The 13818-nt window shown below is 69.5% G+C and carries 8 protein-coding genes and 1 pseudogene; 4 read left to right on the top strand and 5 right to left on the bottom strand.

Features of this window, described 5'->3' with window-relative positions; translation table 11 throughout:
- Positions 1–223 precede the first annotated feature (223 nt).
- Positions 224–1060 carry a class I SAM-dependent methyltransferase gene (locus tag ACZ60W_RS14810; protein WP_469755697.1) on the bottom strand — a complete coding sequence of 279 codons (837 nt, stop codon included), beginning with the start codon at positions 1058–1060 and terminating at the stop codon, positions 224–226.
- Positions 1061–1386: 326 nt separating this feature from the next.
- On the opposite strand from ACZ60W_RS14810, the gene ACZ60W_RS14805 reads away from it, so the two are divergent.
- Positions 1387–1704, top strand: coding sequence for a trypco2 family protein (locus ACZ60W_RS14805; RefSeq protein WP_469755696.1), 318 nt, complete (start codon positions 1387–1389; stop codon positions 1702–1704).
- Positions 1705–1711: 7 nt separating this feature from the next.
- Positions 1712–5026, top strand: coding sequence for a tetratricopeptide repeat protein (locus ACZ60W_RS14800; RefSeq protein WP_469755695.1), 3315 nt, complete (start codon positions 1712–1714; stop codon positions 5024–5026).
- A gap of 93 nt (positions 5027–5119) precedes the next feature.
- Here ACZ60W_RS14800 and ACZ60W_RS14795 read toward each other — a convergent pair.
- The 4 genes and pseudogenes from ACZ60W_RS14795 to ACZ60W_RS14780 form a co-directional block, all read right to left on the bottom strand.
- Positions 5120–5305: pseudogene (locus tag ACZ60W_RS14795) on the bottom strand (CorA family divalent cation transporter); the annotation flags it as partial.
- Positions 5306–5606: 301 nt separating this feature from the next.
- Positions 5607–5957: a transposase family protein gene (locus ACZ60W_RS14790; protein ID WP_469755694.1), complete on the bottom strand. Its 351-nt coding sequence runs from the start codon at positions 5955–5957 to the stop codon at positions 5607–5609.
- A gap of 323 nt (positions 5958–6280) precedes the next feature.
- Positions 6281–8485 carry a trypsin-like serine protease gene (locus ACZ60W_RS14785; RefSeq protein WP_469755693.1) on the bottom strand — a complete coding sequence of 735 codons (2205 nt, stop codon included), beginning with the start codon at positions 8483–8485 and terminating at the stop codon, positions 6281–6283.
- Positions 8486–8537: 52 nt separating this feature from the next.
- Positions 8538–9035 (bottom strand): hypothetical protein, encoded by a 498-nt coding sequence (locus ACZ60W_RS14780; protein WP_469755692.1) that lies wholly within the window; start codon positions 9033–9035, stop codon positions 8538–8540.
- A gap of 718 nt (positions 9036–9753) precedes the next feature.
- Between ACZ60W_RS14780 and ACZ60W_RS14775 the strand changes: the two genes are divergently transcribed.
- Both ACZ60W_RS14775 and ACZ60W_RS14770 read left to right on the top strand, forming a co-directional pair.
- Positions 9754–13308, top strand: a complete 3555-nt coding sequence (locus ACZ60W_RS14775) for an ALF repeat-containing protein (RefSeq protein ID WP_469755691.1) — start codon at positions 9754–9756, stop codon at positions 13306–13308.
- On the top strand, positions 13308–13697 hold the full coding sequence (locus ACZ60W_RS14770; RefSeq protein ID WP_469755690.1) for a hypothetical protein: 390 nt from the start codon (positions 13308–13310) through the stop codon (positions 13695–13697). The genes ACZ60W_RS14775 and ACZ60W_RS14770 overlap by 1 nt, the downstream gene beginning before the upstream one ends.
- Positions 13698–13818 lie beyond the last annotated feature (121 nt).

Genomic DNA, 13818 nt, shown 5'->3' with positions numbered 1-13818 from the left:
CCTCCGTCCCCCGAGGTCAAACCCGCGTCCCGCTCCGCACGGACGACGAGCCGCCCCGCCGCCCCGAGCCGGCGGCCGCTTTCCCCGGTCGGCCCAGCGGCGGACCGGGCCGGTTGTAGGGGCGCGTGAGCACGGACAGATCCGGCGGCACGGCCGGCCGGGGCTTCATGCCGCACGGCTTCCATGGGGCGACGGCGTACGGCCGCCTGCGGCGGTGCCCCATTCAGCGGCGTCGCGCGGTGATGAGGTAGTAGTCGAGGATCTGCCGCTCATAGGCCCTCAGGAAGTTCCGCGCCCAGGAGTCCGGGGCGCACACGCGGGACAACCAGGCGTCCCAGCCCGCCCAGACCTGCGGACCCAGCGACTCGACCCGTACGTCCGAGAGCCCCGAAGCCGTGAGCGCGTCCGTGAGGGCCGTCACGGGGCGTGCGATGTCCAGGCCGTTCGCGTAGGTGTCCAGCAACCGTGAGAGGGCCTGTCCCTGGCCGGGCGCGTCGTCCCCTGCGGTGAAGAAGCTGGCGACGGCGACCCGTCCCCGCGGACGCAGCACACGCGCCGTCTCGGCCGCGAAGGCCCCCAGGTCGGGGAAGTGCTGCGCGGCCTCCACGCTCACGACGACGTCGAACTCGGCGTCCGGGAAGGGCATGCGCTCCGCCGCTCCCTGGACGAATCTCAGCCGTCCCGGCATCTGCTTCAGGAGAGCGGCGTGCGCCTCTTGGGCCCTCGTCAGTTGGGCGGAGTGGATGTCCATGCCCGTGACCTCTGCCGGACCCCGTTCGTGCAGAGCCAGCGCGCAGCCCATGCCGAGCCCGCATCCCACTTCGAGGAGTCGCAGCTGCTCCATCGGTGCCGCGGCGTCCCAGATGTGCCGGTAGAGGTCCTGTTGGCTGCGAATGCGATCCGCCTCGCTGAGCGGGGCGTTCACGTCGATTCCGCGCCAGTATCCGAAGTTGATGAACCCACCGGCGAAGATCGGCTCCGCGCTCAGATCGGCGGGGCCGTACGTCTCCCGCACCGCGGACCGCATGACGGGGGAGGGTTCCTGGGCATCGAACGCCACGCTGTGACACCTCCGAGAAGATGCGAACACCACACCATCGACGCGGCCAGTCTGGCACCGCTCGCACCATGTCCGGCCAGAGCGTCAGCGTCTGGCCTGAGAGGCACCGTGAATGTCCGGAATCGACTGGAGTCCGAGGCGGCGCGAGAGGAGCGACCGGGTGCCGCCGCTGAGAATCCACTCCGGCGGTCGTGGGCGCGCGGGCGGCACCGTGCCGGGCGGGCGCGCACTGACCGAAAGTCATGCCTGAGAGCTACTCAGATATCGCTGTGCAAAGAGTAGTTGCTGAGATAACTTGCACGCTGGCCAAGTGATCGGGGGGGATCATGGACAGCGCATGGATCGGACTTGCTGAGGCCGTGCAGCAGCTGCGCGTCGAACTCGAAGCCGCCATGGAGGAGGGCGCGGAGAGCCGGATTCGCTTCGAGTTGGGGCCGATCGAAATGGAGTTCCAGGTCGATCTCCGCCGCACCGGTGGCGTCGACGGGTCACTGCGTTGGGGCGTCGTCTCACTCGGCGGGAAGAAGGAGCAGAGCAGCGGCAGCGGCCACCGGGTGACTCTCGTCCTGAATCCCAAGGACGGCACGACCGGGGCGAACGCCGAGGTGTCGGCTGCGCGCTGGTCGACCGGCGAGAGGATCTGAACGCCCCGTGGAGCGCGGCCGGCTCGTCGAGGTCTGGGCATCCCGGCGCCGGGGGAGCGGCTACCTAGTCTCCGACCGGCTCGTCCTGACCGCCGCACACGTCGTGCGCCGTGCGGACGGAGACGTCGAGTCGACGCTCGAGGTCCGCTTCCTGCACGGTTCGCCGGATGGTGACGCACCACTCGCGGCCCGTCCGGTGTGGGTGCGGTACGACGGGCCGGAGAGCGGAGTCGACGCGGCGCTCGTCGAGATCACCGCTCCCGGCTGGGAGCCGCCGCCCGGGGTCCACCCCGTGGTCTGGGGCAGCCTGGAGGGTGACGAGCCGGGGATCCGGGTGCAGGTGGCCGGCTTTCCCCGTGCGTCGGACATGCGCACCGACACCGACGCCGACCACGTGGCCGCCGTGGTCAATCCGCTCAGCGGTGCCCGCTCCGGCCGCCTCCACCTGATCACGGAGTCCGCACCCGCCCGCTCCGCCGCCGGGGATTCCCTCTGGTCGGGAGTCTCGGGAGGGCCCGTCTGTGGCCAACGCGACGGGGAGACCGTCGGAACCGTCCTCCTGGGCGTGGTGGTGGTGGATCCCGTGAACTACCCGGGACGCCTGACTGCCGTACCTGTGAGCGGAGTTCTGGAGGACAGCAGTGCTGCCGCAGTCCTGGACGCGCACCACGTGCCGCGACGGAGTGTGGCATATTCGTGGAGAGGCCACGTAACTAGACTCCGAGCGACTCCGGCGGCGGCAATGCGTACTCTCCCAAGGGATCTGACGAACTTCGTCGGCCGTAGCCGTGAACTGGCACAGCTGACCGAGTCGGTTCTCGCGTCCTCCGAGACGCGTCAGGTCATCGACATCCACGCGATCGGCGGCATGCCCGGAGTGGGCAAGACGGCGCTCGCCGTACACGCCGCCCACCGGTTGGCGGAGCGCTTCCCGGACGGTCAGCTGTTTCTGCCGCTGCACGGTCACACGCCCGGCCAGTCCCCCGTGGACCCCTCTGATGCGCTCGCCTCCCTCCTGGCCGCGAACGGAGTGGCCCAGGAGCTGATCCCCAACGGCACCGATCCCCTGTCCACGCTCGACGCCAGGGCGGCCATGTGGAGGGACAGGCTGGCCGGGAAACGGGTGCTCCTCATCCTCGACGACGCGGTGGACCAGGAGCAGGTCGAACCCCTGCTGCCCAATGCGGCCGAATGCCTGGTCCTCATCACGAGCCGTCGCAGACTGACGGCACTGCCCGACACGGTGGTGCTGGCGCTGGACACGCTGAGCCGGGCGGACGCCGTGGCCATGCTGTGCCGGCTGTCCCGCCGTAGGCCCGAGGGGGCGGCCGAGACGGCGGCGGCCGAGGAAGTGGTCCAGCTCTGCGGACAACTTCCCCTGGCCATCGGGCTGGTAGCGGGCCGGATGCGCAACCATCCTTCGTGGTCGTTCACCCACTTGACCCGGTCGTTGACCGCAACCCGCCGACGGCTGGCACGGCTCCACGCGGGGAACATCGCGGTGGCCACGGCGTTCGAGCTCTCGTACCGGGATCTCGACGCCGACCGGCAGAGGTTCTTCCGCCTGCTGAGCCTGCATCCCGGCAGCGAGTACAGCGCCGAGACCGCCGCCGCCCTCCACGATCTCGACCCGATCGAGGCCGGTGAACTGCTGGAGGCGCTCTACGACGAACACCTGGTCATCGAGTCCGCTCCCGGCCGCTACCGGATGCACGACCTGATGAGGGACTTCGCCGGCACCCTCGCGGAAGCCGATCCCGCGCCCGAGAAGGAAGCCGCCCTCGAAAGGCTCTTCGACCACTACGAGGAGCGTGCGGCAGAGGCGTCGGCGGTCGTCACCGGGCAGCAGCCGTCCGACGCCTCGGCCCACCGGGCCGAGCGTTCCGAGGTGATGACCTGGTTGGAGGCGGAGACCGCCAACCTCCTGGCCTGCGCGCGGTTCTGCGCCGATCACGGCCGCGGGGCCCGGGTAGTGGCCCTCGCACGGTCCCTGGCCGGATTCCTGCGCCTGGTCGGGCCGTGGGAGCAGGCGATCGCGCTGCACCGGACGGCTGCGGACTGCGCCGCCGGAGCGGAGGACGGTCCGGGCAGGGCCGCCGCGCTGGGCGACCTGGCCCTGGTACGCCGCCTGACCGGGGACTACGGTGGGGCGGCCCAGGATCTCGTCCGGGCCATGGAGATCCACCATTCCCTCGGCGACCGCAAGAACGAGGCGCGGGCGCTCAATGATCTCGGCGCCGTGTACGGGCAGACCGGTGACTACCCCGCCACGGTGGAAGCCCACGAACGGGCCTTGGTCATCTGCCGCGAACTGGACGACCGCGCCGGCGCGGCCGGCGGTCTGAACTACCTCGGGGTCGTCCTGCGGCTGACGGGCGACTACGCCCCCTCCGAAGCGGCCCTGCGTGAATCGATCGAGCTCTTCGAGGCCGTGGGCGACGCGCGAGGCCGGGCCACCGCCCTGAACAACCTCGGCGTGGTGCTGCGGCAGACGGGCCGCTATGCCGACGCGGAGCCCCGTATGCGCCAGGCACTCGACTTGGCGACGGAGGTCGGCGACCGGCGCGGGGCCGTCTACATCAGAAACGCCCTGGGGTCGCTGCGACTGCTGAGGGGAGACCTCGCGGAGGCCGAGAGCCTGCAGTCCGAGGCGCTCGAGTCCGCCCGCGAGCTGCGCGACCGACGCGGGCAGGTGTACAGCCTTAACTACCTCGGAGCCGTCCGGCGGTGCGCCGGCCGCCTGACGGAGGCCGCCGAGGCACACGAGGAAGCCCTGGGCACGGCACGTGTGCTCGGTGACCGGAGGGCTCAGGGGCACGCTCTGCACCACCTCGCGTTCGTGCGGATCGCTCTCGGAGACACGCCGGGCGCGGCCGCCGCGGCGGCGGATTCGCTCGCCATCGCCACCGACCTCGGGGACCGACGCGGCCGGGCGACCGCCCTCCGGGCGGGAGCGGCCGTACACGCGAAGGAAGGGCGTGCCGATGCGGCGTTACGAGATCTGTCGGCCGCCTACCACCTCTCCGAGCAGATCGGTGACCGCCAGGGTCGTGCCGCACTGCTCAACGACCTGGGCGACGTCCGGCTCACCCTGGAAGACGGAGCGGCCGAGGACGCCCACCGTGAGGCGGCCGTCCTCGCCCGGGACGTCGGCAGCCCCCTGGAAGAGGCCAGAGCCCTGGCCGGGCTCGGCCGCTGCGCCCGGGCCCACGGCGAACCCGATCTCGCCGTCGGCCTCCTGCGACGGGCCTTGGACCTCTTCAGCAGGATGGGCGCGGTCGAACGCGACCGCCTGGCCGCCGAGTTGGACCCGCCCCGCTGACCGCGACACCGCGCGACGTTCGTCCGAGGCGCAGAGGGCGGCAGAGTCGCGTCCTCGCGGGAGCCGGGTCGACCCACGGTTCCGTTGCGTGGTCTACAGCCAGTCCTTCTTCTTGAACACCACGCACAGACTCACGCACACCACCGCCATCAGCACCACCGCGAACGGATACCCGCCCGCCCAGTGCAGTTCCGGCATGTGGTCGACGTTCATGCCGTAGATCGTTCCCACGAGTGTGGGTGCTAAGAGAATGGCCGCCCAGGCCGAGATCTTCTTGAAGTCGTCGCCCTCGTTGCGCTGACCTGCGCAGATCCTTGCAGGAGGTGTGCTGACCTGGGGCTTTGCCCGTTTCGCTGGCTTTCATGATGACGCCGATCTACGCGGCCGATTCTCCCCAGACGCTCCCCAACGGGGCTTCATTCTCCCCGGATTCTCCCCAGCGGAGGCTGCCTCTTAAGGAGAATCACCGCTGGTCGGGACCGTGATCCGCGTGCCGTGTCAGGCTACGCGACGTAGTGGCAGTGGGGCAGGTGGCCGCTGTTCGGTCGGCGGTAGATCGCGATCGGGTGCGGCTGCTCGTTCACAGGGACGGCAACCGACGACGCGGACCAAAGCGCTCCCTGCGACTGGATCTGGCGAATGGAGTCCCTGCGCAGGATGCGAGGTCACGGCGGCGTCCCATGGGTCGGGGCGGATCACAGCCCGGGCAGCGAGACTGTCCTGGCAGTTTCCGGTCGGCAATCCGCCAGGCCTTGAGCCGGGCGAAGGCTCGCTCGACGGGGAAGCGGAGTCGGGCATGAGCTTGGTTGACGGCTGCTTGTCTGACGGTGAGAGTCTTCCGAGGTGGCGTTTGAACGGCACCTGGAACGTGCCGCCGGCCCCGGCGTAGGCGTTTGCAGCGGCGGTCACCCTCGCGGGTGACGATCAGCATCGTGACCCACTCCACAAGCGCATGCGGCAGGTCGAGTGCGGCAGGATGGACGCCAACGAGGCCTCCGGGCAAAGCGGTTGAGACGTCAAGCAACTCGAACCACTGCCCCGAAGGCCTCGCCTGTCATCTACCTTCGGCCGTCACCCGATCGGTGACCACGCTGAAGATCCTTATTGATCGCGATGCCCGCGCTGATGGCCGCAAAAGGGGAATCGACCCTGAGTCCTTCGGCAGTTGCGCCGTTGCCGGCCCACGTCCTCGCGGGGCCGCTGGACAGCCAGTGTGACGCCTACAGGTTGGCTGTCCAGCGGCGGACGCCTACATCAGCGGGCTTGCGCGCCGAATCGAGTGCCGACGTTGGGCAGGCCGCCGGTGCCCGGCTTGTACACGGTTACCGGTGCGACTGTTCCGCCGATGATGGTGTTGGACATGGGCAGGGCGTACAGGGCGCCGAGGCCGGGTCCGTAGGGCATGCCGACGTAGAGCTTGGTGCCGGTGTAGTGGATGTTGCGGCCCAGGTACTGGTTGGCGCCCGGGGTCCCGGGGATGCCGTCGCCGTCTCCGACCTCGATCCAGCGGTCGTTGGTGCCGGCCGCCGCGACCAGGGAGAAGGTGTGGATGGCGCCGGCGTTCGCGGTGGTGCCGAGGGCCTCACCGGGGGTGCCGACGGCGAGGCGCATGGTGGCGCCGGTGCTCACGGCACGGGGTGCGGTGTTGACGGCGGTCAGGCTCTCGCCCATGCGGTCGCCGGCTTCGGCGGTGCCGGAGACGTCGTCGTCGGCGGTGCCCTGCCACAGCTGACGCGTCTCGCTCCACGCGCCCGCGGCGGTCACGCGGCCGACCACGACGCGGCCCGCGTCGGCCTTCTGTGTGGCGCCGCCGTCCGTGGACATGGCCTCACCGGGCGAACCGATCGCCAGGATCGACTCGTTGGCGGTGGCCGAGCCCGAGGGGCGGTAGTCGGTCAGGGAGAGCGACCAGGCGAAGTCGTCGTTCGCCTCGGCGCCGCCGGAGACGGTGTCGAGGTCCTGGTCGAGGCCGAACAGCGGCTTGGGGTGACCGTCGGCGTGCAGGGTGTGGCTGAACACCGCGAGGTTGCCTGCGGCGGCGTCGCCACCGATGACCTCATTGGGTGCGCCGATCGCGATGTGGTTGGAGTCGGCGGCCAGAGACGTGCCGAAGCCGTCGTTCGCCTCGGCCGCACCGGGGACGTCGGCCTTGTCCTGGTGGATCGCGACGTTGACGGAGCCGCGCAGGTAGAAGGCCGCACCGGCCTTGGCGACCGTGCCCACCTTCTCGCCGGGCGCCGCGACCACGATGTAGGGCTCGCCCGCGGCGGTGGTGCCGGCCACGACGTTGTCGCCCATCCGGTCGCCCGCCTCGGGCGTGGCGGCCTTGATCGCTCCGTCACCCGCACCCTGCTCGAAGTGGGTGCTCTTCAGCGCGCCGGTGCCCATACCGCCCGGGGCGCCGTACAGGATGTCGAAGAAGCCCGCGTCGGCGGCGGTGCCCACGTCCTCGAGGGTGGTGCCGACGACGAGGTCCGTGTAGCCGTCCTCGTTCCAGTCGACGGTGTCGATGGAGTCACCGAACCAGTCACCCGGTTCGGCACCCCCCGCCACCCAGTCGAGGTCCTGGTTGATCTCGGCGACGCCCTTGCCTCCGCCGTACACGATCCGCACCAGACCCGCGGTGGTGTTGGTGCCGACCGTGCCGGCCGGGTCGGCGATCGCGATGTCCTCGAGACCGTCACCGTTGAAGTCCACGATCCGGGTGGCACCGACCTTGCCGTCGATCCAGGACTTGAGGTCGTCGACACGGGAGATGACGCCGGCCGTGGAGGTCTGCGCGGGGTCGATGCCGTAGCAACCCCCCTGCGAGGACTGGCTGCTGAGGCCGGCGAGTTGGCCGGCGCGTACGACGGGGCCACCTGCGTCGCCCATGCAGGCGGCCGCGCCGTCCTTGCCGGTGACGGTCGCGGAGGTGGCGGCCGCCGAGTCGACGGTGTAGGCGGCGGTGTGCAGCCTGAGCGGTGCCCACTCGGTCTTGTTACGGCCGTAACCGGCGAACTTCAGCTCTTCACCCGCTGCCGGTGCGGACGCGGCGAGCGTCACCGGAGTGACGCCTGTGACCGGCCTGTTGAGGCGGGCCAGGACGACATCACGGTCGGTACGCGGGACGAGTTCGACCACGCGCCGCTCGGCGCCCTGGGTGCCGGACAGATCGGAGCGGCCGATGATCGCGGTGGTGCTCTTCTGCGGGGCTCCGGCCGGGACGGCGAGCGAAGCGGCCGGGTCGGCGGCGAAGCAACTCGCGGCGGTCAGCAGCCACTCGGCGTCCACGAGGACGGCGGAGCAGCCGCGGTCGTGCGGGCCGACGGTGATCTGGGCCGTATAGGCGTAGGTGGTGTCGGAGTCGGCGACAGGCGTGCCGGTGACTGCGGAGGCGGGTGGGGCGCACAGCGCCAGCGGAGCCGCTATCAGGGCTGCGCCGAGCGTGGCCAGGCGGAGACCTCGGGAGTGCTGCATGAGTTGTTTCCTTGCTGCGGGATCCAAGGGGTGAACAGGTGGTCTGACGTTCCTACTTGGAGGTGCGGATCTCGACGAGCATGTGGTCGCGACCCTCGGGGTCGGCACTCTCGCCGACCGCGGTCCAGGTGTTCTTGGCAACGTCGAAGGACTTCTCCTCCGTGCCGACCGTCATGTCGACCTGGGCGCTCTGGTCGACGCTGCCCTTGACGGCGTACACGGCGGGGATCTCAAGCGTCAGCCAGCCGCTGTTCCCGGTGACCTTGAAACAGATCTTGTCCTTGCTGCGGGCCCAGACCTCGAGCAGTCCGGTCTCACTGGCGCAGTCGGCCAGCACGATGTGCCCGTCGCCCCGCTTCAGGACGATGTTCTTCTCGGCGAGGATCTTGTCCGCGTTCGGGTAGTTGTATTCCTCCACGGCATATCCGGGTGCCGCGTCGGCCACAGGGTCCGTGTTCCCCGCCGGTCGGCCCGCCGACGAAGTCGTCCACAGCACGGCCGCCAGGCCGGCGGTACATGCCGTCGCAATGATGCGAGTGACGAGTTTCATGTGCAGTTCCCTCTTACAGATCAGGTGCCTCATCCCCTTCTTCTCTGCATAGCGACGCGCCCCGACCGGGTGCCTCTACGCCGTTTCAGGGAAATGCGAGCAAGTCCTGGAAGCAGCCGGGATGACGGCTGCCGAAATTTCCGCGCAGGCCGTTTCGGCCCACCTGGCGAGGCGTGCGAATTCATCCAGGCGAGCTGAAGCGGCTTTCTGCGGCGCCTCATTCAAGAGCTCAATCCCTCCACATGTCCAACAGGGCAAACCGGAAGCAGCTATGCAGGGTTGGCGAATTCGCCCGCTGAAACAGCCAGTTGCACGAAGGTTGTAGGGATGTTCGTGAAGGACCTGTGCAAAGTGTGAGGCGTGACCTTCATGGACGTGTGGGCTTTGGTGCGCGAATGGAAATTCTATCGGGAGATGTTTGGAGTCGAAATTTCCAATTTGCTGGATGGATCGCGCTTTGCGATCCATCATGAATGGTGGAGTGGATAACCCGAGAAAACGGAACAATTGCCACAGATTAAACCGTAGAGCTGCACCTCGCATTGCTAGCCAATTGACGTTTAACTGAATGGATGTTGGGATCATGCTGCCTCGACGCCCGGACAGCATCTGCGCGCTATTTGCGCATCTGTCTCGGCGACGCGGCGGGCGGCACCGTGCCGCGCCATCGGGGCGAGTGCGGGTCGGATAGACACAGTGAGAGTGGAAAGGAGTCGTGATGTCACAGCAATCACGGCGGGTGTTGAGTAGGCGTCAGACGCTGGCCATTTTCACCGGGGTAGCGGCCGGCAGCGTGCTGTCCACCGGTATGTTCGGCACGCGCCCGGCGTACGCGGCGAGCGGTTCGGGTGGCACGCCGGCGGTGCCCGAGGGATCTGGACTTCCGGATACCGATCGCGGCAGGGTGGTCTGGGCGTACCGATCGGGCCGCCGGGCCGTCCGCACCGCGGCGTCTGCGGCGCTGGCGGGATCCGCCGCGGACATAACGGAGTTCCTCGCTCAGAAGGCACCCGTGGCCTGGGCCGAGGACAACAGGTTCGCGCTCGCGGAGTCCCTGGCCACAGCGGGCTTGGCGACGCGCAACGCCATCGGTGCGGCGTTGTCCAGCGGGGACGCAGCGGTCGAGACCCTCCTCCAGGGCGGTTTCCAGACTGCCGTGGACGAGGATCTCAGGGTGGCCGTGAGTACGGTCCAGGCCCACGGTGCCAAGGCTGTGAAGCGTGATGCATCCGCCGCGCTGGCGGCCGATTCCCCCTTCGCGTTGCGCGCCTTCCTCAGTGACGGGCGGTTCACCGCGCAGCAGGAGGACGACCGTGTGCAGGTGATGACCATCCTCGCCTCAGCGTCACCACAGGTGGCTGACTACGCGAGTCGGGCCATGAACGACGGGTCGGCCAGGGCCATCCGGTGGTTCCTGGAGACGGGTCAGTACATCGCCCGGGCACGCGACGAGGAATCGGCCACGATCCAGCAGTTGGTCGACACCGTGGAGAAGGAAGCACGCCGCGCCGGTCAGAAGACCGATGAGGCTGTCGAGCTGTCCGAGCAGGCAGTCAAGGCTTCCGAGAAGGCGAAAGCCTCGGCACTGGAAGCCAAGGCCGAGGCCTTGGCCGCCGAGCAGGATGTCGCACGCTCGGCCAAGGCGGCGGGGAAGGCCGCGCAGGCGGCCAAGGGCGCGGCCACGGCCGCGTCGACCGCGGTGGCGGCCTCACGGACGGCACAGTCCGCCGCACAGCGTTCGGTGGCTGCCGCCAATGCCGCTGCCGCGGCAGCGGCATCGGCGGGACGCGCTGCGGCGAATGCGTACCGTGCGGCGATCGCCGCTTCCAAGGACAGGGCGATGGCGGGCGCGGCCACCGCGGCGGCGGACGTGTGCCTGAAGCTGGTGAGCTTCGTGCGCACGGTGGCCGCCAAGGCGGACCTCGCGGCCTTGGCTTCCGACGCGGCGGTGCGGGCGGGCGACGCCGCCCGCAACTCGGCGGTCAACGCGGCCGCCGCCGCCGCCGCGGCGGCCGACGCGGCCGTGGCCACCGGAGCAGCCAAGTCCGAGGCCGCTGCCGCGAAGCAGGCCGCCGCCGAAGCGGATGCCGCCGCGGCCGTGGCGACCACGGCGGCGGGCAGGGCGCGGAACCTGGCCGGGCAGGCGGCCGTCGCTGCCCGCACGGCGCGTGACGCGGCCAACAGCGCCGCCGATCACGCCGAGAAGGCCGCGGCCGCGGCCAAGGAAGCGGCCGCCCACGCCGGTGAGGCGGTCGACTACGCCAACCGGTCCACGCTGGCTGCCGACGCCGCTGTCGAGGCGGCGAACGCCGCCGCCGACGCGGTCGCCAAGGCGGGGGATGTCGAAGCGCTGGCCCGCCAGGCCGAGGCTGACAGTCTGGCCGAGGAGACCAGCGAGGCGATCGAGCAGGCACGGCTCGCGGCGAGTGCGGAGTTGAACGAGCTCGAACGGTTCAACCGGGAGCGGACCCAGGAAGCACGCCTCTCCGAAGAGCTCCTGGTACTCATCAGCGCTGCGGAATCAGCGCTGCAGAACGGAACCATCGAGCAGGCCGCGGCGGCCGGGCGCAAGGCGGCGGTCCGCCTCTTGGAGGGCTCGGGGACCTGGACCCGTCAGGCAGCGGAGTACGCGCTGGCCGGTTCGGACCAGGACGTCGTCAACTGGATCTCGACCGACCGCGTCCTCGCGCTGCAGCAGGACAACGTCGAGAACGTCGGGGCGGTCGCCGCGACGTCGACGGAGGCCGTGGCGACGGCGGCCGCGGCGGCCCTGAAGACCGAGGACCACGCCAAGATCAAGGCGTTCCTGGAGACCGGAGCGGTCGAGGCGGGCGCTGAAGACAACCGGGTCGAGGTGGCCAGGATCCTGGCCGACCCCAGCAGCGGCACGAGGGTGCGAAGCGAGGCATCGGCCGCTCTGGACGCGGGGACCGCCGAGGCCCTGCACACCTTCCTGTGGGTCGGTCGCGAGGCGGCCGTACGCGAGGATGACCGGGTGGCCGCTTCCGCACTGCTCGCAAGCGGAGGCCCTTACACCAAGGCGGCGGCGCAGATCGCGCTCGAGGGCGACACCTTCATGCTCCGCCAGTTCATCTCAACCACTCAGTACGACCTCGCGCGGATCGACCACGATCGCGCCACGCACATCAGCGCGGTCCGTGCGTCGATCGCACGCGCGGCCAAGATCGCGGCGAATGCGCAGGAGGACGCGGCCCGCGCCTCCGAGGCTGCCGCCCTCGCACGCCAGGCCGCTGACAAAGCGCTCGAGTGGGCCGACCTCGCCAAGGGTTATGCCGCGGATGCGGAGAACTCTGCGCAGGAAGCACGTGACAACGCCGACGCCGCCGAGACGTCCGCGGCCGAAGCGGCGAAGTCCGCCCAGACCGCGAGCAACGCGGCCGCCGCGGCAGTCAAGGCGAGCAGCGTGGCACGCAAGGCCGCGACGCGAGCCGTGCGGTCCGCTGAGATCGCCGCGCGCTACGCCACGGACGCCGCGATCTCGGCAACGGTAGCCCGCAAGCAGGCACTCGAAGCCGGCAAGGACGCCGTCGCCGCCGCGCAGGCCGCAACCCAGGCCTACATTCTTGTTGCCCAGGCCGCGGTGCGTGAGGCGATCCAGAAGGCGATCGACAATGCTTCCGTTCCCATCGGCAGCGGGAACGGCCTTCCGGCCGGAGCCGAGAGCTGTCTGACGCCGTTCGGCAAGCCCATCCCGTCCGGAAACGGCAATAACCCGTTTGAGCTGGGGTGGAGCTGGCTCACGGGGGGCGGCGACCGTTCCCAGTGCTTCGGCCCGGACGACGGGTTCACCAAGCTCTACCGGGAGCATCCCTGGACCAGTGAGGCCCTCGGCTACTTTGCTGATCGGGTGCGGGCCGGGAACTACGAGCTGGGTCACACGTACATGTACGACTACAGCCTCGCCGGCTTCCAGGGCCTGAAGTGGCTCAGAGACATCCATGCCACGCAACCAGGAGACGGGCTCCTGACCGGGTACACCGGAAACTTCGCGTACGCGTTCCTGGGCTCACAGCAGATCCGGATGACCCCCATCCGGAAGAACGCGGACGGCAGCGTGGTGTGGCGGTACACGGCGTTTAGCGCGCAGAGCATTGAGTCCGCGACCCGCCCGCCTGTCATCGGGTACCAGGACTGGTACAAGGACACCGCCGGTAAGGCCATCAACGGGTTGATCGACTGGGTCAGCGGCGACTCAGGGCCGGGGTCGACCATGACCATGGTCATCGAGTTCAACGTGACGCTGGGGCCGTAGTGGGCAAGCTGGCGAGTGGACGTCGGTTCGCCGCTGCCCTGGCCGCTTCCGCGGTACTCATCGCAGGCTGCACGGCTCAGGTCGACGTCCAAGACCTGCCCGGTCTGTACCGCAACAAGGAGACCGGCGGCGAGATCCGGCTTGATTCCAACGGCACATTCACGGCCACTCATCTGTCGACAGACGCGCACACCGACCCCGCCGATTTCCACGGCCAATGGGAGTTCGTCGACAGCAGCGGCAGCGACTTCGTCTACCTGGACATCGATGAGCGTGGCATCGGTGAGGTCTCCGGTGTCCAGCTCTACGCGCGCGGCGGAGGAGAGGTGGCGTTCAGCACTCCGGATGGGTCGTGGTCCCTGGTGCTCACCAAGAGCACGGAGACTTAGGGGCCGTGTCTCAACCGGTCATGGAACGTATGGGTCGAACAGGATCCTGGCCGGGTGATCTTCCGGTGGTGCGCGCATGAAGGCAGGGCCTCTCGGTAGCTCAGTGGTTGTTGAAGCCAAG

It is taken from the genome of Streptomyces sp. NPDC104202, from assembly GCF_055584185.1.
This window is presented reverse-complemented; position numbering and strand designations above follow the sequence as displayed.